This is a genomic window from Chryseobacterium sp. GW821-FHT04C04, assembly GCF_059420365.1.
On record NZ_JBWKTO010000001.1, the window covers coordinates 1016758 to 1039753 of the forward strand.

22 protein-coding genes are annotated in these 22996 nt (G+C 35.2%); 15 read left to right on the forward strand and 7 right to left on the reverse strand.

The window, feature by feature from the left end; all coding sequences use genetic code 11:
- The first annotated feature begins 59 nt into the window (after positions 1–59).
- From proS to AC07UM_RS04590, 8 genes are all read left to right on the forward strand, one after another.
- The gene (gene proS / locus AC07UM_RS04555; RefSeq protein ID WP_494684607.1) at positions 60–1535 is read left to right on the forward strand and encodes a proline--tRNA ligase; all 1476 of its coding nucleotides are present in this window, start codon (positions 60–62) and stop codon (positions 1533–1535) included.
- Positions 1536–1651: 116 nt separating this feature from the next.
- Positions 1652–2977, forward strand: a complete 1326-nt coding sequence (locus AC07UM_RS04560) for a DUF937 domain-containing protein (protein ID WP_494684608.1) — start codon at positions 1652–1654, stop codon at positions 2975–2977.
- Positions 2978–3089: 112 nt separating this feature from the next.
- Positions 3090–4418 (forward strand): Nramp family divalent metal transporter, encoded by a 1329-nt coding sequence (locus AC07UM_RS04565; protein ID WP_494684609.1) that lies wholly within the window; start codon positions 3090–3092, stop codon positions 4416–4418.
- 239 nt (positions 4419–4657) lie between these two features.
- Entirely contained in the window at positions 4658–5020 is a 363-nt protein-coding gene (locus AC07UM_RS04570; RefSeq protein WP_494684610.1) for a hypothetical protein, read from the forward strand.
- Positions 5021–5596: 576 nt separating this feature from the next.
- Positions 5597–5890 carry a Bor/Iss family lipoprotein gene (locus tag AC07UM_RS04575; protein ID WP_494684611.1) on the forward strand — a complete coding sequence of 98 codons (294 nt, stop codon included), beginning with the start codon at positions 5597–5599 and terminating at the stop codon, positions 5888–5890.
- A 511-nt stretch (positions 5891–6401) separates the two neighbouring features.
- On the forward strand, positions 6402–6938 hold the full coding sequence (locus AC07UM_RS04580) for a nucleotide exchange factor GrpE (protein WP_103232059.1): 537 nt from the start codon (positions 6402–6404) through the stop codon (positions 6936–6938).
- A gap of 101 nt (positions 6939–7039) precedes the next feature.
- The gene (gene dnaJ / locus AC07UM_RS04585; protein ID WP_494684612.1) at positions 7040–8158 is read left to right on the forward strand and encodes a molecular chaperone DnaJ; all 1119 of its coding nucleotides are present in this window, start codon (positions 7040–7042) and stop codon (positions 8156–8158) included.
- 98 nt (positions 8159–8256) lie between these two features.
- Complete coding sequence (locus AC07UM_RS04590) at positions 8257–8937, forward strand: DUF4304 domain-containing protein (protein WP_494684613.1); 681 nt, start codon at positions 8257–8259, stop codon at positions 8935–8937.
- A gap of 240 nt (positions 8938–9177) precedes the next feature.
- On the opposite strand, the gene AC07UM_RS04595 is transcribed toward AC07UM_RS04590, so the two are convergent.
- Entirely contained in the window at positions 9178–10062 is an 885-nt protein-coding gene (locus tag AC07UM_RS04595) for a DUF808 family protein (protein ID WP_494684614.1), read from the reverse strand.
- Between the two features lie 155 nt (positions 10063–10217).
- Here AC07UM_RS04595 and AC07UM_RS04600 point away from each other — a divergent pair, with 155 nt between their 5' ends.
- From AC07UM_RS04600 to AC07UM_RS04610, 3 genes are read left to right on the forward strand one after another with little or no spacing between them, the layout of a single operon-like run.
- The gene (locus AC07UM_RS04600) at positions 10218–10709 is read left to right on the forward strand and encodes a tetratricopeptide repeat protein (protein ID WP_494684615.1); all 492 of its coding nucleotides are present in this window, start codon (positions 10218–10220) and stop codon (positions 10707–10709) included.
- 43 nt (positions 10710–10752) lie between these two features.
- Positions 10753–12141 (forward strand): serine hydrolase, encoded by a 1389-nt coding sequence (locus AC07UM_RS04605; RefSeq protein WP_494684616.1) that lies wholly within the window; start codon positions 10753–10755, stop codon positions 12139–12141.
- A gap of 51 nt (positions 12142–12192) precedes the next feature.
- A complete protein-coding gene (locus AC07UM_RS04610) occupies positions 12193–13062 on the forward strand; it encodes an alpha/beta hydrolase (protein WP_494684617.1) in 870 nt (289 codons plus the stop codon).
- Positions 13063–13437: 375 nt separating this feature from the next.
- Here AC07UM_RS04610 and AC07UM_RS04615 read toward each other — a convergent pair whose 3' ends face one another.
- The 5 genes from AC07UM_RS04615 to AC07UM_RS04635 all read right to left on the reverse strand — a co-directional run bounded on the left by AC07UM_RS04615 (position 13438) and on the right by AC07UM_RS04635 (position 18589).
- Positions 13438–14136, reverse strand: a complete 699-nt coding sequence (locus AC07UM_RS04615; protein ID WP_494684618.1) for a DedA family protein — start codon at positions 14134–14136, stop codon at positions 13438–13440.
- A gap of 86 nt (positions 14137–14222) precedes the next feature.
- Positions 14223–15335 (reverse strand): peptide chain release factor 2, encoded by a 1113-nt coding sequence (gene prfB, locus AC07UM_RS04620; RefSeq protein WP_494684619.1) that lies wholly within the window; start codon positions 15333–15335, stop codon positions 14223–14225.
- A gap of 177 nt (positions 15336–15512) precedes the next feature.
- On the reverse strand, positions 15513–16004 hold the full coding sequence (locus tag AC07UM_RS04625; RefSeq protein WP_494684620.1) for a hypothetical protein: 492 nt from the start codon (positions 16002–16004) through the stop codon (positions 15513–15515).
- 16 nt (positions 16005–16020) lie between these two features.
- The gene (locus AC07UM_RS04630; RefSeq protein ID WP_494684621.1) at positions 16021–17127 is read right to left on the reverse strand and encodes an NAD(P)/FAD-dependent oxidoreductase; all 1107 of its coding nucleotides are present in this window, start codon (positions 17125–17127) and stop codon (positions 16021–16023) included.
- A 109-nt stretch (positions 17128–17236) separates the two neighbouring features.
- Positions 17237–18589 carry an AAA family ATPase gene (locus AC07UM_RS04635; protein ID WP_494684622.1) on the reverse strand — a complete coding sequence of 451 codons (1353 nt, stop codon included), beginning with the start codon at positions 18587–18589 and terminating at the stop codon, positions 17237–17239.
- A gap of 116 nt (positions 18590–18705) precedes the next feature.
- Here AC07UM_RS04635 and AC07UM_RS04640 point away from each other — a divergent pair, with 116 nt between their 5' ends.
- The 4 genes from AC07UM_RS04640 (at position 18706) to AC07UM_RS04655 (ending at position 21844) form a co-directional block, all read left to right on the forward strand.
- Positions 18706–19608: an ABC transporter ATP-binding protein gene (locus tag AC07UM_RS04640; RefSeq protein WP_494684623.1), complete on the forward strand. Its 903-nt coding sequence runs from the start codon at positions 18706–18708 to the stop codon at positions 19606–19608.
- 2 nt (positions 19609–19610) lie between these two features.
- Positions 19611–20456, forward strand: coding sequence for an ABC transporter permease (locus AC07UM_RS04645; RefSeq protein ID WP_494684624.1), 846 nt, complete (start codon positions 19611–19613; stop codon positions 20454–20456).
- 120 nt (positions 20457–20576) lie between these two features.
- Positions 20577–21212: a hypothetical protein gene (locus AC07UM_RS04650; protein WP_494684625.1), complete on the forward strand. Its 636-nt coding sequence runs from the start codon at positions 20577–20579 to the stop codon at positions 21210–21212.
- Positions 21209–21844 (forward strand): hypothetical protein, encoded by a 636-nt coding sequence (locus AC07UM_RS04655; protein WP_494684626.1) that lies wholly within the window; start codon positions 21209–21211, stop codon positions 21842–21844. The genes AC07UM_RS04650 and AC07UM_RS04655 overlap by 4 nt, the downstream gene beginning before the upstream one ends.
- Before the next feature lie 43 nt (positions 21845–21887).
- On the opposite strand, the gene msrB is transcribed toward AC07UM_RS04655, so the two are convergent.
- Positions 21888–22985, reverse strand: a complete 1098-nt coding sequence (gene msrB / locus AC07UM_RS04660; RefSeq protein WP_494684627.1) for a peptide-methionine (R)-S-oxide reductase MsrB — start codon at positions 22983–22985, stop codon at positions 21888–21890.
- Positions 22986–22996: the final 11 nt, after the last annotated feature.

Genomic DNA, 22996 nt, shown 5'->3' on the forward strand with positions numbered 1-22996 from the left:
ATAGATTTTTATTTTTAGATAACAATAATGTACAAAAGTTAAAAAAATTTTAAAAAATAATGGCAAAATTAACCTCAAGAAGCGAAGATTACAGCAAATGGTATAATGAGCTGGTTGTAAAAGCTGATTTAGCTGAAAGCTCAGTCGTGCGTGGATGTATGGTAATCAAACCGTATGGCTATGCAATCTGGGAAAAAATGCGTGATGAAATGGATAAAAAATTCAAGGAAACAGGTCACGTTAACGCATACTTCCCGCTTTTTGTGCCCAAGAGCTTGTTTGAGGCAGAGGAAAAAAATGCAGAAGGTTTTGCAAAAGAATGTGCTGTTGTTACTCACTACAGATTAAAAACCGATCCGAACAATCCATCCAAACTGATTGTGGATCCGGATGCAAAACTGGAAGAAGAACTTATCGTTCGTCCTACTTCAGAAGCTATTATCTGGAATACATACAAAAACTGGATTCAATCTTACAGAGATTTACCAATATTGATTAACCAATGGGCGAATGTGGTTCGTTGGGAAATGAGAACACGTCTTTTCTTAAGAACAACAGAATTCTTATGGCAGGAAGGACACACTGCTCACGCTACCAAAGACGAAGCAGTGGAGGAAGCAGAAAAAATGAATAAAGTGTATGCTGATTTTGCAGAAAACTTTATGGCAATACCAGTAGTTCAAGGATTAAAAACACCTTCTGAAAGATTTGCAGGAGCAGATGAAACGTATTGTATCGAGGCATTGATGCAGGATGGAAAAGCATTACAAGCAGGGACATCTCACTTCTTAGGTCAGAATTTCGCAAAAGCTTTTGATGTAAAATTCACCAACAAAGAAGGAAAAATTGAACATGCCTGGGCTACATCATGGGGAACATCAACCCGTCTGATGGGGGCTTTAATCATGACACACTCTGATGATTTCGGATTGGTATTACCTCCTACTTTAGCACCGATTCAGGTAGTAATTGTTCCAATCTTTAAAGGAGAAGAGCAGTTAGAGCAAATCAGTGAGGTTGCTTTGGATATCCAGGCTAAGCTGAAGGCAAAAGGGATTTCTGTGAAATTTGATAATGACACTCAGAACAAACCGGGTTGGAAATTTGCAGAATACGAATTGAAAGGAGTTCCTGTAAGAATCGCAATGGGACCAAGAGATTTGGAAAACAAATCTGTAGAAATCGCAAGAAGAGATAATCTTACAAAAGAAGTTCGTTCTATTGAAGGGCTTGATACTTACATCGAAGAATTATTAAAAACTATCCAACAGGACATTTACAATAAAGCTTTTGAGTTCAGAAACAATAATATCACGAAAGTGGATACTTATGAAGAGTTCAAAAAAGTTCTGGAAGAGAAAGGTGGTTTCATCTATGCTCACTGGGATGGTACTGCTGAAGAAGAGGAACAAATCAAGGATGAAACTAAGGCAACGATCAGATGTATTCCTTTAGATAATGATGTAGAAGAAGGAGTTTCACTGATCTCTGGAAAGCCATCTAAGAGACGTGTGTTATTTGCAAAAGCGTATTAAAAATTTTAATAATTAAAAAAAAATCGTTAATTTTTAAGAAATATTCAAAAAAAAATGACATTTGGACGGATTTTTGTTTAAATTTATATCAACATTAATCAAAAAAATTTATTATTATGTCTTTAAATGTCATTGATTTAATTAAAGGGCAATTAGGTCCCGCGTTGGTTTCACAGGCTGCATCGCAGTTTGGAGAAAGTGAATCCGGTATTTCTAAAGCAATTGGTGGATTATTACCTGCTGTAGTAGGTGGATTAGCCAATAATGCAGATAAACCTGGCGTTGTGGATGCTATTACACAAGCCTCATCAAGTGGAATTCTAGGAAATTTATTAGGCGGATCGTCTAGCAGTCCTATAATTTCTACTTTGTTGTCTTCCATTTTTGGAGATAAAGTAGGTGGATTAGTCAATTCCATTGCAAGTTTTTCAGGAGTCAGCAACACCACTGCAGGTTCTTTGTTAAACTTGGTGACTGGAGCTACAGCAGGCACTGTAGGAAAATATGCAGCAGACAATAATTTGGGTGCTTCAGGTATTTCCAGCTTACTGAATGATCAGAAAGGCATTATTTCTTCTTTACTGCCGGCAGGTCTTTCTTTGGCTTCCTTTGGATTAGGAGCTGAAAATTGGTTTGGCCAGGCAAAAGAAACGGTTTCTTCTGTTACTTCTACCGCTAAAGATAACATCGCAGAAGGTGTTGCTACAGCAAGAGAAAATGTTTCGGAAGGAGCAAGAGAAATAAGAGAACAATTTAATGATAATAACAATAATAATCAAGGCGGAGGCTCAATCTGGAAATGGTTGCTTCCGCTTTTATTATTAATAGCAGCCGCCTATTTCCTATGGAAACAGTGTGAGAAAAAACAGACGACAACAACTACAACAGCGACGTCTGACTCTGCAACAACCGGGTCAACTGCAGATACAGCATCTGCAACTGTACCCCCTGCTCCGGCAACTGCTAAAACTGATGAAAACATTGACCTTAACGGGGTAATGTTAAAAGGTTACAAAGGCGGAATGGAAGATCAGATGATTACTTTCCTAAAATCCGGAGGGTATAAGAATGCAGCTGATGATTCAGTATTGAAAGATAAGTGGTATGATTTCGATCACGTTAATTTCAAAATGGGTAGTTCTACGGAGCTGGAAGCTGGTTCACAAGGACAATTGGATAACTTAGTAGCTATTCTTAAGGCTTTCCCTGAAGCAAAAATCAAAGTGGGAGGTTACACTGATAAAACAGGAAACGAGGCCAATAACCTAAAATTATCAAAAGCCAGAGCTGAATTTATTAAAGCTGCTGTAACAAAAGCTGGAGTTGGAGCTCAGGTTCTGGAAGCTGATGGCTATGGAAGCAAATTTGCAAAAGTAGATGCAAAAGCTTCTGACGCAGAAAGAGCTGCTGATAGAAAAATGTCTGTAAGATTTGCTAAATAATCTTTAGATTCAATAAAAATTAGATCCCGGGAATTAATTTCCGGGATTTTTTCTTTCCATATTTTTGTGTTTACATTTATTTAATTAAATTTGTTAGTCATTTCTAACATTTATGAGTTTCAATATAAAAAGCGCCTGGCGAAAAGATAAAACATCTCATTCCTTATCAGAGGTTTATTCATCTATTAAAGTACCTAAAAACGCAAGTTTTTGGAGGAAATATCTTGCATTTGCAGGGCCGGGGCTTATGATTGCGGTAGGATATATGGACCCGGGAAACTGGGCTACAGATATTGCCGGAGGAGCTCAATTTGGATATACTTTACTTTCGGTTATTCTTATCTCCAATATTTTCGCAATGGTTTTACAGCATTTATCAGTAAAACTAGGCGTTGTAGCAGAAAGAGATCTTGCACAGGCCTGTAGGGATCACTTCAGCCCTACTACTAATTTTATTCTTTGGGTATTCTGTGAAATAGCCATTGCCGCCTGTGATCTCGCCGAGGTCATTGGTTCTGCTATTGCCTTAAACCTACTATTTCATATTCCGCTGACCTGGGGAATTGTCATCACAACGGTTGATGTCTTAATTATCCTCTTGCTTCAGTCCAAAGGTTTCCGATGGATTGAAAGTATTGTAGGCGGACTTATATTCATTATCCTTGCCTGTTTCATTTATGAAATTGTGATCTCTCAACCTGCTTTCAACGAAATTCTGGGAGGATTGGTACCTCAAAAGGAAATCATTACAAATCCGGCCATGCTTTATATTGCAATTGGTATTCTAGGAGCTACAGTCATGCCCCACAACCTTTATCTTCACAGCAGTATTGTACAGACAAGAGATTACACCCGGGATACTGAAGGGAAAAAAGAGGCAATTAAATTTGCTACTTTAGACAGTACCGTCTCGCTGATGCTGGCATTTTTCATCAATGCGGCCATACTTATTCTCGCAGCAGCCACATTCCATACAACGGGTAATGAACATGTTGCAGACATTCATGATGCCTATAAAATGCTGACTCCTATTTTGGGAGCTTCCATGGCAAGTATTGCGTTTGCAATTGCTTTATTAGCCTCCGGACAAAATTCAACATTGACAGGAACACTTGCAGGGCAGATTGTAATGGAAGGATTTTTAAATATCAGATTAAAACCATGGCTACGAAGACTTATTACAAGACTTATTGCTGTAATTCCTGCACTTATTGTTGCTATCCTTTACGGGGAAAAGGGAACAACTGATCTATTGGTTTTAAGCCAGGTAATTCTTTCTATGCAGCTGAGTTTTGCTGTTGTTCCACTGGTAATGTTTACCAATGATAAAGCCAAAATGGGTGAATTTGTCAATAAACCATTCCTTAAAATCTGTGTATGGATTATTTCTTTTGTAATAATTATTTTAAATATCTATTTACTTTATAAAACTTTTTTTTAATTAGTATTCATTCTTTAGTAAAGGTTTTAAGAAGGAAGGAAGGAAAGCAAAACTTTTCTCAAAGGCTCTTGTTTACTTATCTGAAAAAAACAATAGATTATTCACTAACAGTTGAATTTTATAGGATGGTCTATGATTTTATATGTGTTCATAAATAAATACTAAAATTAATTTGAGCCTTATAGAAAACCTAAAATTCCGGTAATACCAAGATATTAGCGTCATAAATATCAAGGCATATGGAAACAGTACTTTATCCTTTTTTTTACCTCACAGTCAGGGCAGCTGAGCCAGCAGAAGAATACAAAACAGATTATCAGTTGGTATTGATCATAGATGGAAAGACTACTTTAAATGCCGCAGGAGAGAGATGTGATTTTAAACAAAGTGATGTATTTCTTCTGAAAAACAAGCCGTATACATCATATGTAACCGATACATTAACAAGAAGAGGTAGATCTGAAGCCATTCAGCTATCATTAACTCAAGATCTGCCCAAAGAATTCTTTCTGGATTATAAATTGGAAATACCAGCTTATAAAATTCATCAGAAAAACTATTATATTAAAAATCCCCTTCATTTAAAAGTTGAACTTGTCTAAAGTAAAAGAAAGAATGATACTTGCTAAAAAGTTGTATCATGCTTTCAAGCAAATTGTGTTAGACGAAGATATAATAAAAAAGAGTTTAGTCCTTATATCGATTTATCATGTATTGAGCTTGATGCTCTCATACCCTGGCAAAGCAATGTGGAGAAAGAAAAAAAGTGTAGAGCCACCAATATATTGTTCTTATTTGATAATCAAGATATTCCATTGGGATGTAGCCAGGCTATTGATGTGATGTTATTTTTGATGAAAAATTGTACAAAAAAAGGTCTGTTATTGAGTGTATGAATGCATAGTTAGACAGATTCAAAGCCTTATTAATTCGTTTTAAAACTAGAGCCTTACATTGGAAATGTATTTAATTCATTGCTATTTGCAGTATTCTAATCCGGAAATTTTAGACAAGTTCAAAGTTAATATTTTATACAAATTATCAATTTGATAATAAAAATACTATTTGATAAAATTATTTAATACAAAATTTAAAAAGACATAAATATTGATATAAAATCAATGATTTTGCAATAAAATAATTCACACACATTACCTATAATATTTAAATTAAAAAAAATGAAAAACACATTCAGAATTATGACTGCTGTCGTAGCTACATCAATCTTATTAACATCTTGTTACTCATACACAAGTGTTGTAGGAAAAGGAGCAGTAGGAGTCGAGAAAACAAACAAATGGAACCATTACTTTTTGGACGGTTTAATTCCTGCATCTGTTTCAGATTCTAATAAACTGGCAAATGGTTCCGAGAACTACACAGTTCATACCAGACAAACATTCCTTAATGTTCTTATTTCAACAGTTACTTTTGGTGTTTACACCCCTACCACAACTACAGTAACTAAATAAAAATTTATTCTGTATAATGAATGTACAAAAAGCCGTCTCTTTGAAATGAGTCGGTTTTTTTCTATATTTAAACTAAATCAACAAAATTATTCTAACCCTTAAATTATAATCATTGAGCCAGGATTTCTATACCAAGCTCAAGTTATATATACTGCCACATTTGCTAATCAATCTCCTTTTCTTATTTGAATTAGCAAATCGTGAGACATAAACTCCCTAGTCGATAATTTCGATTATCCCATAGCACGTAAAGAAAGCTAAGAAATATAAATAGATAGCGTGATGGAGCTTCTAGAAATGGTTACTGATAGCTAGTTTGATATTTAAATGTTATATGTGAATTCTTTTTGAAGAAATGAACATTGATTATTCACCTCAAGAACTTTTCCATATATCACTATTGAAACATTAGGTTTTAGCACAGTACTCCATTTATTAAAACCTGCCTTAATGTCCTGATTTCAGATTTGGCAGGCTCTTTGTCAAACAATCAGTAAATAAATATTGAATTATGGAAAACAAGGATATTAACGAAGAAAGCATCAATAATCAGGAAGAAAACAATGTTCAAAACGAAGCAGCATCTCAGGACAATGTGACAGTTGCTCCTTCTCCAGAAGAACTTTTGGCAGAAGAAAAAGACCGTTACATCAGATTATATGCTGAATTCGAAAACTATAAAAAAAGAACGAGTAAAGAGAAGATGGAATTCTTCCAGTACGCTAACCAGGAAATGATGGTTTCAATGTTAGGCGTTTTAGATGATTTCGAAAGAGCATTAAAGGAAATCGCTAAAAACGGAAATCCTGCTGACCTTCAAGGTGTAGAACTGATCTATCAGAAATTCAAAAATAAACTTACTGAAAAGGGCTTACAAACAATGGAAGTAAAGGCTGGTGACAGCTTTAATGTTGATTTCCATGAGGCGATTACTCAGATCCCTGCTCCATCGGAAGATTTGAAGGGAAAAATCGTAGATGTTATTGAAACAGGATACACTTTAGGTGATAAAGTAATCCGTTTTGCAAAAGTAGTAACAGGAAATTAAAATTAATAAATGATAAATGATGAGTGATAATAGATGAATATTTCACTTATTAGCTTTAAAATATCTTTTATCATTTATCAACAATCAATTATAAAATTGTCATGTCAAAAAGAGATTATTACGAGGTTCTTGAGATCAGCAAATCTGCATCGGCCGACGAAATAAAAAAAGCATACCGTAAAATGGCTATCAAATATCACCCGGATAAAAATCCAGGTGATAAAGAGGCTGAAGAAAAATTTAAAGAAGCTGCTGAAGCTTATGAAGTTCTAAGCGACGATCAGAAACGTGCCAGATTCGACCAGTTCGGTCATGCCGGAGTAGGTGGAAACGGCGGCTTCGGAGGCGGTGGCTTCGGAGGTGGAATGAACATGGAAGATATTTTCAGCCAGTTTGGAGATATTTTCGGTGGTGGTTTCGGAGGATTCGGCGGTGGCGGCGGTGGCCGTCAGCAGGTGAAAGGTTCCAATTTACGAATCAGAATCAAGCTGAACCTTGAGGAAATGGTAAACGGAACTCAAAAAACCATTAAAGTAAAAAAAATGATGATGGCAGAAGGTGCCACATCAAAAGTATGCCCTACCTGTAATGGTTCCGGTGTTCAGCTTAAAGTAATGAACACGATGTTTGGCCAAATGCAGACACAAACTACTTGTGGTACCTGCCAGGGAATCGGAAAGGTTGCTGATAAAATTCCTGCAGGAGCCAATGCACAGGGGCTTATAAAAGAGGAAGAGGAAATCACCATCAATATTCCTGCCGGAGCTAGAGATGGCATTCAGCTTAATGTAAGAGGGAAAGGAAATGATGCTCCTTTTGGCGGAATTCCAGGTGACTTATTGGTGATTATTGAAGAAGAAGTAGATCAAACGATCAAAAGAGAGGGAGATAATCTACATCAGGAACTCTATGTTTCATTTGCTGAAGCTGCTTTAGGAACTAAAAAAGAGATTCCTACCGTAGGTGGAAAAGTAAAAATTACCGTTGATCCGGGAACTCAATCCGGAAAGATCCTAAGATTAGCTGGAAAAGGACTTCCAAGTATCGACAGCTATGGAAAAGGAGATATGTTCATCCACATCAATGTATGGACGCCACAGAAGCTTACGAAAGAGCAGAAAGATTTCTTTGAAAAGCAGATGTCCAGCGGAGAAATGGTTGCAGAACCATCCGGAAAGGAAAAAACTTTTTTTGATAAAGTAAAAGATTTATTCAATTAATATATAAAAGAGACTTTTTTAAGTCTCTTTTTTTATGCTCTTTTATTTTTTTATTTTTGCTCCTCAATTGGATTTATTCAAAATACTATCAGATACAAATGGATACAAGAACAATATTTTTAAATGCCTGCAATGAAATTGCCACTCAGCTGAATGATTTCAAAACACTTGAAAAAGGACAAAGGCTTAAAAAAGTTTCCCCGGATAAAGATATCTATTTTGAAATTTATTTTCAGTCCAGTTTTAGGAATGATTCTTCATCCGTTCAGTTCCTTCCTCATATTGCTATCTATTCTAAAATTTTAAAGAAATGGCAGACAGAGCAAACTAAAAATGAATATTCTCAGGGATTAATTTTTGGAAATCAGATAGGTTATTTAACTCCGTATAATAATTGGAAACAATGGAATTTAGCAGGGTTATCTTATGAAAAATCAATTATTGAAATCACAGAAAATATAGAAAAATACATCCTCCCAATTTTCAAAATTTTCAATTCTAAGGAAATTGCTGTCGAATTTCTAAAAAATAATGGAACAAAGTTTAATCAATGGACAGAGAATTCTATTTCTCCTTTAGACTTCCTTTTATGTTTTTCTGAAAAAGATACTGCTGAAATTTTTCTAAATAATTTTGTAAACAATTGCCCTTATAAAGGGAATATTCTTAAACTTTACGAGAAACTAAAAACAGAAAATGAAATTGATCTCAATTCTTCTGAATTTCACGGAGCGAATACAATTAAATTAGCCTATGTAAATGGGTTGAAAATAAAATAAGCTTACAATAAATTAACCCAAGTCAGTAAAAATATTCTTACCAACCATTTTTTCAATCATCTGTATGATAAAAATAATATGCTGAAAATGATAAGAAAAACAACAACTCCTATTCTGAAAAGTAGGTTCACTAATACATAACTTAATAAAGGATAAGAATCTCCTGGCAGTGCACATTACAAAAAATCCTGCATTCTTTCGAACACAGGATTTTTTTGGTTATTTAATTCTAATTCTGTTTTATTTTTTTGCTACTAAAGAATAGATTCCCTTTCCTAAAGTAAATACGGCAACCGCTACCAATCCGCCAACAACACCAAGCGTAAGCTCTTTCAAAACATCCGGCCAGGTTGGAAGTATGCCATGGAAAAATTCAATCCTATGTAGGAAAATTCCACCAGCAACCATTATTAAAGCAATTGTTCCTACGACTCCTAATATTTTAATAACAATAGGTAAAGCCTTCACTAATATATGTCCAAGCCTCCCGAAAAAACCTTTATCGTTACTTTTCTTTATTAATTTAAACCCTGCATCATCCATTCTTACAATCAAAGCTACAATTCCATAAACTCCAACAGTCGCAATAAATGCAACCAAGCTCGTTACTAAAATCTGCGTAATGAAAGGATGACTTTCTTCCAATACGGTTCCTAAAGCAATAATAACAATCTCGATTGATAAAATAAAATCAGTTGTAATTGCCGATTTTACTTTCTCTTTTTCAATTTCTTCAGAACTTTTTTCATCTTCTTCAATTTCCTCTATAACTTCATGACCTTTTTTGTCACGATGAAAAAGAAATTCTATTACTTTTTCAACGCCTTCAAAAGCCAGATAGAATCCTCCAAGGATCAATACATAATTAATAGCCGGAGCATACAACCAATTGAGTAAAAAAACGATAGGCAGAATGATCAGTTTATTAATAAATGATCCTTTTGTAATTGCCCATAAAACCGGGATTTCCCTTGAAGAAAGAAAACCAGTAGCTTTTTCTGCATTTACAGCCAGATCATCTCCTAAAATACCTGCTGTCTTTTGGGTAGCAATCTTACTCGTAACGGCTACATCATCCATCAATGCGGCAATATCATCCAAAATTGCAAAAAAGCCTGATGCCATATTTTAATAATTTTTTAATCTTTGTTAAGTTCAGCAAAAATAAATATTTAATTCCGTTTTCTGATTCATAATAGTACAATAATTTTAAGAATTATGAGAATAATAAAGGAATACTTCACTTTCAATATTTTATATCTTTGTGTAAAATCTAATCGATGGACGAAAACTGGGAAAACCAATTGCAAAGTATATGGCTAAAGCTTGGAACAATAAGCAATGAAGAGTTTATTCAGCAAATTAAAAATCATGTAGAATTACTTACTGTTACAGATTCCCAGGCTATTGCAGATTTTGAAAGAGCCTGCGCTTTTGACTCCACCGGACATGAAAAAGAAGCGGAACCTTTGTACAGATCCGCATTGGATAAGGGACTAACCGGCTTGCGCAGAAGAAGGGCAAGAATTCAGCTGGCAAGTACTCTAAGAAATAATGGAAAAATAATAGAAAGCATCCATATTTTAAGGGAAGAAAAAGCCAATTATTCCGATGAACTGAATGATGCGGTAGATTCTTTTTTAGCATTATCTCTTTCTTCAGCAGGAGAACACAAAGAAGCGCTATCTTTAGCATTGAAAGCAATATCAAAACATTTGCCCAGATACAATAATTCTTTGAGCCGCTATGCTGAAAATCTACTGTCAATATAAACAAAAATCTGCTTAATTTTAACCGTTTTTTAAAACTGATACTATGCGTCAATTTCATATTTTAACTTTAGGATGTTTGTTTTGTGTGTTCAGTATATTCTGCTCTACTTTAGAAGCTCAGACTCCAACAAATCTCAACGGCTTTAATCAGGAAAAGAAAAAACAGGAAATAGACAGTATTATAAAAGCATTTGAGGGTATTAATAAATTTAACGGAACAGCTTTAATCCATTATCAGAATAAAAATATTTTTGAAAGATCATATGGCTGGCAAAATGCAGAAAAAAAGATCTCCAATCAGGATAAAAGCATTTATCAGATTGCTTCTTTAACCAAGTCTTTCACTGCCCTTGTCATTGTAAAACTGAGTGAAGAAGGAAAGCTTTCGTTTAAAGATCCTATTTCAAAGTTTATTAAGGATTATCCAAGAGGAAATGAAATCACTATAGAACATCTCCTTACCCACACTTCGGGAATTTATGAAGTATTGCGAAATAAGGAATACTTCAGTCTGCTTCACACCGGAAAAACTATAGCCAAAAATAAAGAACTTTCTTTTTTTAAGAACGAACCGCTGGATTTTGAGCCCGGCACTCAATTTTCATATACCAATTCGGGGTATATTTTACTGGGACTTATCATTGAAAAGATAACGGGGCTTTCTTATGAAGATGCTGTAAGAAAAATCATCTTAAATCCTCTCAAGATGACTCATACCGGCTTTAACTACATGGCTCTGAAAAGTCCTTACAAAACAGTTCCTTATTCTTATATTTCAAAAACAAAACAGGAAAAAACAAAAGTCTGGAATTCTACATTAACCGGTCCTGCAGGACAGATCTACAGTACAGCTGAAGACCTTTACAATTATTATATAGGATTGAGAGATTATAAAATTGTTTCCAAAGAAGCCTTTAAAAAAGCGACCACACCTTATTTGAGCGGCTACGGCTATGGTTGGTTCATTGATGATCTTTATGGGAAAAAACTCATTAACCATGGCGGAAATATAGAGGGCTCCACTAGTTATTTTGCGATGCTTCCTGAAGATGATCTTTGTATTATCCTTTTGAACAATATCACAAGTAAAAAACTGGAGAAAGCTGGAAACACCATTTTGGCAGCACTTTTAGGACAACCTTACACTCTTCCACAACCGAAAGAAGAAACAACGCTAAGTGCTGATGTTCTTAAAAAATATGTTGGTGATTATAAGCTTTCTGATGATAGTGTCATTCATATTCTCTACGAAAACGGTCAGCTTTTTATTCAGAACAATAAAGATCCCAAGATAAGAATGCTGGCTGAAAAAGAGGATGTATTTTTTCTTCGGGATGATGACACCGAGATTTCTTTCATTTTCAAAAAAGGAGAAAAGGACGTTATTACAATGAAAAAAGGACTTTCATCAAAGACAGCAGAAAGACTTTAATTAAGCCTTGAAACCTTCATAATCAACAGTTTCTTTTTGTAAATTTAATTAATGAAAAAGTTCATTCTCCGGTATCATTTTTTCGTCATGGGATGCATTGGATTTCTCCTGCAGTCCTGCAATACGAAATTCAGAGTTTGGGTAGGTCCCGGAGGACAGCAGAAAATTTACAATTTAAAATACGGTGAGCACAAAAGACAGAAAATGGATGTCTTTCTTCCCAAGGATTACCCACAAGATGCTCCTGTAGTTCTTATTGTACATGGCGGAGCTTGGACTCTGGGTAAAAAAGAGCATATGATTCAGGTTCAGAAAATGCTTTTTAACAACAGGATTCCGAGCATCAGCATGAATTACCGATTGGTTTCCACCAAGAAAAAAATCACTTACAAACAACAGCTTGAGGATATTGGTCTGGTCATTGAGAAATTTAATTCTTTAACGGAAAAGGCAGAACTCCAGCCTAACAATTATATCCTTTTGGGTGAAAGTGCCGGTGCACATCTTGCTCTACTCTACGGGTATCAGCATCCTGAACAGATCAAAAAGATTATTTCTCTAAGCGCACCTACCGATTTTTTCAGTTCTGAATATCTTAAATCCTTTTATTCTAAATATACTTCTCCTACTTTCCAAAAGGTGGTAGGGACAAAGTTTGACAGGAAAAATATCTCTGAAGACTTTAAAGAAGCCAGCCCTATTGCCAATATCACGAATGTTCCTACCCTGCTATTTCAGGGAAACAATGATTTTCTCGTCAATCAGCATCAGGGAATAGCCATGGACTCTGCGCTTACCCACCTGAATGTGACTCACAAATTTGTCTTTATGAAAGGGGCAGGACATGCACCAAGATTTTTTAGTAAAAGAAAAAGAGATAGCATTATTTATCCGAATATTCTGGAATGGATTAAAAAGTAGAGATTTTTATAAAACTTTATTTAATTATTCAACGCAAAGGATAGATAATTAAACGTTTTATCTTAAAAGAGCTAAGTGATAGTGACTTTGTCACCGATAAAGCTATTCGGCTATTATATGGCTTCCCAAAATTATTTTAATCTCCCGCTGGCACAGATTACGCAGATGTTTGTTGAAAATCTACGTAATATGTTTGATCTGTGAGAAGTATGGATATTGCATACGCTTGATAAGAATCCATAAAATTGATTCCCATTTTTGCCTCCTGAAATTCTAAACTTTAATCTTTTCTTTAAAGAAAAAGCTGATACAATAAGCAATAAAAAAAGCCATCTCACTATTGAGACGGCTCTATATTTTTGATTGAATTTTTATTTATTCAGAATCCTGGTCTTCGTATTTTTTAGAAAGATCTTCTTTTTTTCCAAAAACAAACTTGAAGATGACCGGAAGTGTAGTCACCAATACGATTACGATAATGATGTACTCCAGTTTTTCTTTTAAATTGATTCCAAACTGCTCCATAAACAGTTTGTCCAGATAATGTCCTGCAAAAATCAAGATAAATGACCATAATACCGCACCGATAACATTATCTCTTAAAAACTCCTTTTTATCCATCTTTACAATTCCTGCAACAATTGGAGTAAAAGTTCTCACAACAGGTAAGAATCTTGCCATAATAATAGCTAGTGCCCCATGTTTTTCGAAGAAATCGTGAGCCTGGTAAAGATACTTTTTCTTGAAAAGCATTGAATCTGGTCGTTTATATAAAGCAGGTCCTGCTTTTCTTCCGAAATAATACCCTACTTCATTTCCTATAATCGCAGCAAGAGCTACTCCTGAAGCTAAAATAGTGGTATCTAATAAATCGCTTCCTGTAGAACCAAAAGTCTCTTTAATAATTTCAACGGCATAAATCCCGGAAACGAATAAAAGTGAGTCTCCAGGCAGGAAAAATCCTACAAAAAGGCCTGTTTCAGCAAAAACAATGAATAAAATAAGCCAAAACCCTCCCATTTTAATATAAAACTCAGGGTTTAATAAATCCTTCCAGCTATTGAAATCTTCCATAAATATCGATGAACAACAAAAGTAAGCCTAAAATGTCTGAAACAAAAATTAATTATAAGATTTTAACTAAAATTCAATCATGATTTTTATAAGTTGAAATCATCATCGGAAACAGCCGTCCCATCGGCCATTAAGAATGCTTTTAAGAATGGAGTAAGATTCCCATTCATTACGGCATCTACATCTGATGTTTCATGACCCGAACGTACATCTTTTACCAATTTGTAAGGATGCATGACGTAGTTTCTGATCTGGCTTCCCCACTCGATTTTCATTTTGTTGGCTTCTATCTCATTTCTTGCTTTCAAACGCTCTTCCAATTCCATTTCGTAGAGTCTTGAACGAAGGAGCTGCATAGCTTTTTCTTTATTCTGAAGCTGGGAACGGGATTCGGAGTTTTCAATGATAATTCCGGTAGGTGCGTGACGAAGACGTACCGCGGTTTCTACCTTGTTTACGTTCTGCCCTCCTGCCCCGGAAGATCTCATGGTTTCAAAACTGATATCTGCAGGATTGATATTGATCTCGATGGTATCATCTACCAAAGGATAAACGTATACGGATACAAAACTTGTATGACGTTTTGCATTACTGTCAAAAGGGGAAATTCGTACCAGTCTATGTACTCCGTTCTCTCCTCTTAAATATCCAAAAGCAAATTCTCCTTCAATTTCCAGCGTTACGGTCTTCACTCCTGCTACTTCCCCCTCCTGGAAATTCAGCTCACGGATTTTATAGCCTTGTTTTTCTGCCCACATGGTATACATTCTCATCAGCATAGCTGCCCAGTCACAACTTTCTGTTCCTCCTGCTCCGGCAGTGATCTGCAGCACTGCAGAAAGCTCATCACCTTCATTGGAAAGCATATTTTTGAATTCCAGATCCTCAATTTTTTCAACCAATTGTGGAAATGTTTCATCCAACTCTTTTTCAGAATCCGGATCTTCTTTGGCAAACTCAAGTAAAACCTGCAGATCTTCAAACTGACTCTGAATTTCGTCATACCCTTCCACCCATTTTTTCTTGGAACGAAGCAGTTTTAGAAATGCTTCAGCAGTTTTTGGATTGTCCCAAAACTCAGGGGCAGCAGTTTTTTCATCATCATTGGCAATTTCAATCTTCTTTTTTTCAATCTGAAGATATCTGTGTAAGTCTTCAATTCTGGATTGAACTTCTTTTATATGGTCGTTGTTAATCACGAATTTTTCTTTTTGCAAAAATAAGGAATTCTTTTAGAGTGGAGCGTTTTGAGTTTAAAGTTCCGGGATTCAGAATTTATTAAGGTTTCAGAATTTGGTTTAGGAAAGGAAGAGTATTTTTCATTAATACTTTAAAACAGATTGGAATGGATGTCAATGATTTGATTTAATCAATAACTATTCATTGATAATTTCTGCTTCAAAGCTTTTTCTCAGATATTCTTTTGATTTTTTACTTTCCATTTTGAAACCCAGCATTGTTAAGGCATACACAAATAATAGCATCAATAGAGGAATGAAAAACTCTATAGATATTTCTTTATTCCTTATATCTTTCATAGACAATCCTACAAAGAAAAGTAATGCAAATGAGCACCAAAGAATTAGAAAAAAGAGTACAAATCCATGTAATTTCATGGTTACCTCTATTTGCGTTCCGTAATTATTTTTTTGAATGATTCCCACGATCTGAGGAAGAAAAGAATTTCTGTTACTGATCACTCTGTTGATTTCAAAATGATTATCGTTCATAGATCCTTCATATTCTTTTATTGAATTCCTTCCAAAACCGAATTTTTTTGGTTCAACAAAACCGGAAAGCCTTGTTATTATTTCCTGTTCGGACAAATTTGTTCTATAAGTAATGCGCTCAAAAGGCAGGTATTTCATTAGTCAAAATTTTATTTTAAATCATATCAGCCATTATTTCACCAATCTTCGGTGCCAAGGCAACTCCCATCCCTGAAAGTCTTACTGCACAAAATTGTCTTTCCGAAAGGTGTTTTACAATAGGTGTTTTCTCATCCCCCATAGCCATAATTCCAGACCAGCGGAGAGCAATTTTAATATTTTGATGAGGCAGAATGACTTCTTTCAAAAAGTTCTCCAAATGATTCTGCAGGAATTCTGTAGTTTCAAAGGCGGTCGTTTCTTCTGTTTTAAAATCCTGATTTCTGCCCCCTCCTAACAATATCCTGTTCCCTACATTTCTGAAATAATAATACCCTTCATCATAGTGAAAAGTTCCTTTAAGCTTCAGACCTTCTATTGGCTCTGTGATAAGAACCTGTCCGCGGGCAGGAATAATGTTTTCTTTTTCCAGAAACTTTGAAGTGAATGCATTGGTGCAATAGATCATTTGATCTGCTTTTACAGAAAGATCAGCAGAAAGATAAACTTCAATCTCATTTGCTGATTCTTCAATACCTCCCACCTCTGTTCCGAATAAAAATTCCACTTTCAGCTCATAACATTTTTCAAGAAGTTTCTGTAGCAGCTTTCCTGAATGCAAGCTTCCTTCACAGGGGTTTTCAATCAGAAATGATGATTTCCCAAGCCCGAACTCCTGTATTTTATCCTGTTTCAGAGCATACGTTTTATCCAGCCCGGTAATGGGTTTCAGTTTTTCATTGACGGCATCCATATGGAATAAGGGTTCCTCATTATTTACAATTTCAAAACCTCCGTTAAGTTCAAAATCGATTTCATCATTTTTAAAATACTGCTGGATTTTCTGAAGTCCTTCAAACCTCATTCTAACAAGCTCCAGTGTTTTTTCCCAGCCCATTTTCTGCGAATCTGCAATAACTTCGGTAAGACTTCCAAAACAGGCAAACCCCGCATTTCTCGTTGATGCACCTAGAGGAATAGCATTCCGTTCAATCATTAAAACAGACTTTTCAGGATATTTTTCTTTGATGGATATAGCAGTCCACAGCCCGGAAAATCCAGCACCAATAATGATAATATCTCTTTTTCTATAGAAGGTGTCCAGTTCCCAGATGCTGTTCATGAATGATTTTTGTATAATGTAAAATGTATTAATGTGTATAAGCTGACATGAGATTAAAAGATAAGAAATTGAAACTCCCCTACCCACGAATCCCGTAACCGATCATACTTTACCCTTTATCTTCCTCGCCATTATGCTGAAATCCTATTTCTCTTCGAGGTTCTTCAACAACCCTATAGGTTTCCAGTTCAATTTTCAATGCCTGAATTCTAAACTTAAAATCATCAAAATTATTGATAATAGCATCGGCAAGGAATCGGGCTACCTGATCAAGGTATTCCTCGGTAAGCTTAGACCTGGCATCTCTTAAAGCTCCGTTCAAAAGATTCTGATCGATCTTCAGCTTTTCATTTCGGGTTTTTTGGTAAAGATTTTTAATTCTTTTCTTTAAACTCTGCGTAAAGTCTATCAGCATCGTATTACTGAATGCCTTCATTTTTGATGATGACTCATGCCAGAAAGGAATTTTATCGGCTTTATTATTTTTAAGGATTTTATACAATAAAGAATCCTCTTCAAGACCTCTGGTCATGGCATATAAAATAATTTCCGACCGTTCTGAGGCGTTGGGAGGAAAGACAGGAATCATCACATCAAATCTTCCCGGAGCAAGAATTTCTTCATCGATTTCCGAAACAGAATTGGCAGAACCTACCATTAAAACGCCTTCTTTTTCAAATTTGCTTATATAATGAAGAATAAGTTCCTGGGCTTCCAGATTGCAGGATGCAATATCTGTTTCTGCTTTTCGCTGCATCATAATTTCATCGAAATCATCCATAAAAAGCAACATTTTGTTTTCTTTCATCATACTCACCAGGAAGTCACTGAAATTAATTTCATTTCCATCAACCAACGAAATTCCCAGATAGTGCTTTTTCACTTCCTTAAACTGATATCCAATGATTTCAGCAATCTTATTGGCCCAGAATATTTTACCGCTTCCAGGAGGCCCATACAGAATAATTCCTGCAGGTCTGTGGATTCCCCAATCTTTGATCTGCTGTGGATTCAGAAAGGGTTCCAAAACCGCTGACGTATAAAAAAATAAATCTCTGTATCCTATGAAATCTCTTTGCTGAAGACTGGTTTTACTTCCGAAATAATCATACACAAACTTATAGTTTCCCCCTAATTTGTTATCAATTCCATAACTTGATATAGAAGACTTGAAAAATCCATTATCAAAAATATTCAGATTATTATCTTTGATTACCTTTTCAACCTTATCCTTAGGTTGATTGATCACCTCAGCAATCTGTTCCAGCGTTTTATTTTTGTCCAGGTCTTTCTCGTATAATTTTAAAAAGGATATATTTTCGCGGGCAAATTTTTCAAAATCTTCTTTTACTTCAAAATTGGTACTGATACAGTCTACCAGCTCAATATCGAAATCCTGTATAAATTGTTTTATGGCTTCAGCAGAAACGTTCAATTCTTCTGCCAGTTCAATTAGCTTCATAACTGTTGATTAATTCTATCAAATTTAATGTATTTACAAATAAATCAACATTGATTTATGATAATTCTGTAACATTATCTAATTCATATAGACTACTACTATGTAAAACAAATTACATGGAAAAGATTTTATCAGTAAAGAATTTGACAAAAAAATTCAAAAGAGTTGTGGTCAACAATATTTCTTTTGATGTCGAAAAAGGAAATGTTTATGGGCTTTTGGGTCCCAACGGAAGTGGGAAATCCACAACTTTCGGGATGCTGCTTTCTACCATCAATCCTACCAGTGGAGATTGGTTCTGGTTTGGTAAAAAAGGTACTGATCCGGAAACTTTAAAAAAGATTGGAGCGATTATCGAGCAGCCCAACTTTTATCCTTATTTAAGTGCAGAAACCAACCTTAAGATTGTAGCCGAAATTAAAAAAGCTCCTTACTCCAGAATTGATGAAGTTCTGAAAACCGTTAATCTGTATGAAAGGAGAAAAGATACTTTCAAAACCTTTTCTCTGGGAATGAAACAGCGTCTTGCCATTGCTTCAGCGATGTTGAATAATCCTGAAGTAATGATATTAGATGAACCAACCAATGGATTGGATCCTGAAGGAATTATTCAGATCAGGGAAATCATCAGCAATATTGCCAAGCAGGGAATCACCATTATCATTGCAAGCCATCTTCTGGATGAAATTGAAAAAATATGCAGCCATGTAATTGTGTTGAAGGAAGGAAATTCCATCTACTGCGGAAGAGTGGATGAAATAACTTCCAACAACGGTTATTTTGAATTAAAGGCAGACAACAATACATTACTTTTCAATACCTTAAATGAACTTCCATGGTTCAGTTTCGTCAATCAGGACAGAGATTATATTAAAGCCCAACTCCGTGATGATGTATCCGTTTCGGCTTCTGTACTGAATCAGAAGCTGGCTGAAAAAGGGATTTTCCTGTCACACCTTACAAAGAAAAAGCTGTCTCTTGAATCTCAATTCCTTGAACTTGTAAAAAACACCCATTAGTCATGATAAAATTATTAAAACTGGAATACTACAAAAACCTGAATTACAGACCATTCAAGGTTTTCACCATATTATATTTTGCCATTCTTATCGCATTGCTTTTCATCGGATTGGTTGACTTTGATCTTTTCGGAGCAACCATTAATTTGAAGGAACAAGGGATTTATAACTTTCCGGAAATCTGGAATTTCACCACATGGATTGTTGCTTTATTGAAAATTTTCCTGGGATTGATCATTGTTTTCTCCATTTCACAGGAATTCAGCAACCGAATGTTTAAGCAGAATACAATTGATGGATTGAGCAGAGAAGAATTCATAATGTCAAAACTTTTAACGATCAGTATTTTCACCCTTGTTTCTACTGTACTTGTATTCGGAATCACCATATTGCTTGGATATCAATATTCAAACACCACAGAGTCTACAAAGGTTTTTGCTGAGATTTTCTTTATCGGAAATTATCTTGTAAAGCTCTTCACTTTCTTCTGTTTCTTAATGTTCCTTTCCATTTTATTAAGAAAATCGGTTTTTGTATTTCTTGCCCTTTTTGTTTTCTGGATTGGTGAAGGAATCTTAACGGCTGTTGAAGTTTTCTCCAAAGTAAAAGGTATGCAGGGACCACAAAGAAATGAGATTCTTCAGAATGATTTTTTCATCACTCATCTTTTACCGCTGGAAAGTATGTCCAGTCTTATTCCTAATCCGATGATGAGATTAAATATGGCTAAAATGATGGGCGTAAAATACGAGTTCCATTACCCTACAGAAAGTCTTATCGCCTGTTTGGTATGGTGTGCTATTTTTATATTCGGGTCATACTGGATTTTGAAGAAAAGAGATTGGTAGATGTCAATATTGAGGATTAAAAGATTTAATCATTAAAATATTTAAAGATTATTGTAAAGTGGTTCGGTTTCGGATCACTTTTTTTTGGCTTAATATTTTCATTCTTTCCAAAAACTAACCATGAAAAAAATATACTACGTTCCGGGATTCATCAGTGCCTTACTGATCCCTGTTTTATTCTGGTATTACGGAAACCAGAGGGTTCATCCTCAATATACCATAATGGACCTTGGACTTCCAGCGAAAATTAGACCTAATATACCTTTAGACAATACTTTTGAATTCTATAGAAACTGGAACTACAAGAAAATTATAGTTAAGCCTAACACTGCTCTTCAAAACCAAAATTTCTATGTTTCTGAACTTAAAGAACTGCAGGCAAGAAATGAAAAAGAATCTGGAATTGAATTTATCATTGACAATAACAATAGCTATCAGGATTTCATTGCTCTAATGGATGCTATGACAATTTCCAAGCAGGATGCATTTTGTGTTGATATGGAAAAAACGGGACATTTTTTTGCTGTTCATTTTTATAAAGACCTCGATAAAGAAATTCGTTCTGTTTATGGATGTGTAGTTGGTGGTAATGACTACAGAGAAAAAGAAAGCCTGAATTTAATCAAGCCAGAAAGTTTTATCAATCACGTTCCCCAACAAACTTTTTATATTATTTTCGGTTTTTTGCTCTTTGTAAATATTTCTATGTTCAGCATTAAAGAAAACCTTCAAATCCAAAGAAAAAGATTAGCATGAAAAAAATATACTACTTCCCGGGGCTTATCAGTGCTGTCATTATCCCGGTTTTATTCTGGTATTATGGAAATCAAAAGTTTGAAGACATTAACGTTTCTGTGATGGATATTGGACTTCCAGCCAAATTAAAAGAAGATAGAAGTAACGATATGTATTCTTTTGAATCTGTAAGAAACTGGAATTACAAAAAAGTAGAAGTAGCTCCCAACACGGCTAAACAAAACTCAAAATTGTACGTTTCCGAACTGAAAAACCTCCCAAAAAGAAATGAGAAAGAGTCTGGTATTGAGTTTATTTTAGGTCAAAATAACACGTATGGTGATTTTGTTTCTGTTTTGAACGATCTGCATATAGCCAAACAAGAACAGTATGCAGTTGATCTGGAGAAAACAGGACATATTTTTGCTGTTTACAGCTATGTTGATCCTAAGGTGCAATATCCTGAATATGAATGTTTACTTTGTAATGATACTATAGATTGGGGATCCGTAGAAACCGATAGCTATTATGGAAAAATAACAACAGCTCTTACAACGCTTCCAAAAGAGGACTATTTCTTTATATTCGGATTTCTTATATTTCTGAATATCTCTATGCTCAGCATTAAAGAACGATTTCAACTACATCATTAATTCAAAAAATAAAAGGCTGCCAGATGGCAGCCTTCCTTTCACATTACTTTTTATCTAACAACGGAAGATATTTTCCGTATCCTTTTGTTTCCATTTCAGCTTTTGGGACAAACTTCAAAGAAGCACTGTTGATGCAGTAACGAAGTCCTCCCTTGTCTTCCGGACCGTCTGTGAAAACGTGTCCTAAGTGGGCATCACCGGTTTTACTTCTTACTTCTACCCTATCCATTCCATGGGTACGATCCAGTTTTTCATCAATCAAACTTTTCGTAATTGGTTTTGAGAAACTTGGCCATCCACAACCGGATTCAAATTTATCTGTAGAAACAAATAAAGGTTCTCCTGTAGTAATATCTACATAAATTCCTTCGCGGGTTTCGTTCCAGTATTCGTTTTGGAAAGGTCTTTCAGTACCATTTTCCTGAGTGACATTATATTGTTCTGCGGTCAGTTTCCCTTTTAAAACTTTTTTATCCTGTTTATGATAGGCTGGTTTTGGAAGCGGATTGGCTTTTTTCGCCATTTCAAAAAGTCCCGGTTCGATATGACAGTACCCTCCCGGATTTTTATCCAGATAATCCTGGTGATAATCTTCTGCTCTGTAGAAGTTTTTCAATGGAATAGTTTCCACGAGTAATGGCTTGTTATAATTTTTTGCCAGTTTCTGAACTTCATCTTTTACAACTGCTTCATCTGTTTTGTTGGTGAAATAGATTCCTGTTCTATATTGATTTCCTCTGTCATTACCCTGCTGATCTTTGCTTGTAGGATCAATGGTCTTAAAATACAAATCAATCAGAAGTTTCAGATCTACCTGCTCAGGATCATATTTTACTTTTACGGTTTCTGCAAAACCTGTTGTATGACTTACCACTTCTTCATAAGTAGGATTATTGGTATTCCCATTGGCATAGCCTACTTCTGTTCCTACAACTCCACGAATTTGTTGAAAAAAATGTTCTGTTCCCCAAAAACATCCCCCTGCAAAATAAATCTCTTTGACATTTTTATTATCCATAATGTTCTCATTTTCTTTTTTTACTTCCGCTTCATGGGGCTTTGTTTTTGTAAAAAGCCCGGACCCTGCAGCAAATACTGCTATACCCAGAACAATTCCGAGTATAATGAATATATTTTTCATATTTACCTTTT

Coding starts and splice junctions, on each gene's coding strand:
- proS (WP_494684607.1), top strand. CDS start 60: ATGGCAAAATTAACCTCAAGAAGCGAAGATTACAGCAAATGGTATAAT.
- AC07UM_RS04560 (WP_494684608.1), top strand. CDS start 1,652: ATGTCTTTAAATGTCATTGATTTAATTAAAGGGCAATTAGGTCCCGCG.
- AC07UM_RS04565 (WP_494684609.1), top strand. CDS start 3,090: ATGAGTTTCAATATAAAAAGCGCCTGGCGAAAAGATAAAACATCTCAT.
- AC07UM_RS04570 (WP_494684610.1), top strand. CDS start 4,658: ATGGAAACAGTACTTTATCCTTTTTTTTACCTCACAGTCAGGGCAGCT.
- AC07UM_RS04575 (WP_494684611.1), top strand. CDS start 5,597: ATGAAAAACACATTCAGAATTATGACTGCTGTCGTAGCTACATCAATC.
- AC07UM_RS04580 (WP_103232059.1), top strand. CDS start 6,402: ATGGAAAACAAGGATATTAACGAAGAAAGCATCAATAATCAGGAAGAA.
- dnaJ (WP_494684612.1), top strand. CDS start 7,040: ATGTCAAAAAGAGATTATTACGAGGTTCTTGAGATCAGCAAATCTGCA.
- AC07UM_RS04590 (WP_494684613.1), top strand. CDS start 8,257: ATGGATACAAGAACAATATTTTTAAATGCCTGCAATGAAATTGCCACT.
- AC07UM_RS04595 (WP_494684614.1), bottom strand. CDS start 10,062: ATGGCATCAGGCTTTTTTGCAATTTTGGATGATATTGCCGCATTGATG.
- AC07UM_RS04600 (WP_494684615.1), top strand. CDS start 10,218: ATGGACGAAAACTGGGAAAACCAATTGCAAAGTATATGGCTAAAGCTT.
- AC07UM_RS04605 (WP_494684616.1), top strand. CDS start 10,753: ATGCGTCAATTTCATATTTTAACTTTAGGATGTTTGTTTTGTGTGTTC.
- AC07UM_RS04610 (WP_494684617.1), top strand. CDS start 12,193: ATGAAAAAGTTCATTCTCCGGTATCATTTTTTCGTCATGGGATGCATT.
- AC07UM_RS04615 (WP_494684618.1), bottom strand. CDS start 14,136: ATGGAAGATTTCAATAGCTGGAAGGATTTATTAAACCCTGAGTTTTAT.
- AC07UM_RS04625 (WP_494684620.1), bottom strand. CDS start 16,004: ATGAAATACCTGCCTTTTGAGCGCATTACTTATAGAACAAATTTGTCC.
- AC07UM_RS04630 (WP_494684621.1), bottom strand. CDS start 17,127: ATGAACAGCATCTGGGAACTGGACACCTTCTATAGAAAAAGAGATATT.
- AC07UM_RS04635 (WP_494684622.1), bottom strand. CDS start 18,589: ATGAAGCTAATTGAACTGGCAGAAGAATTGAACGTTTCTGCTGAAGCC.
- AC07UM_RS04640 (WP_494684623.1), top strand. CDS start 18,706: ATGGAAAAGATTTTATCAGTAAAGAATTTGACAAAAAAATTCAAAAGA.
- AC07UM_RS04645 (WP_494684624.1), top strand. CDS start 19,611: ATGATAAAATTATTAAAACTGGAATACTACAAAAACCTGAATTACAGA.
- AC07UM_RS04650 (WP_494684625.1), top strand. CDS start 20,577: ATGAAAAAAATATACTACGTTCCGGGATTCATCAGTGCCTTACTGATC.
- AC07UM_RS04655 (WP_494684626.1), top strand. CDS start 21,209: ATGAAAAAAATATACTACTTCCCGGGGCTTATCAGTGCTGTCATTATC.
- msrB (WP_494684627.1), bottom strand. CDS start 22,985: ATGAAAAATATATTCATTATACTCGGAATTGTTCTGGGTATAGCAGTA.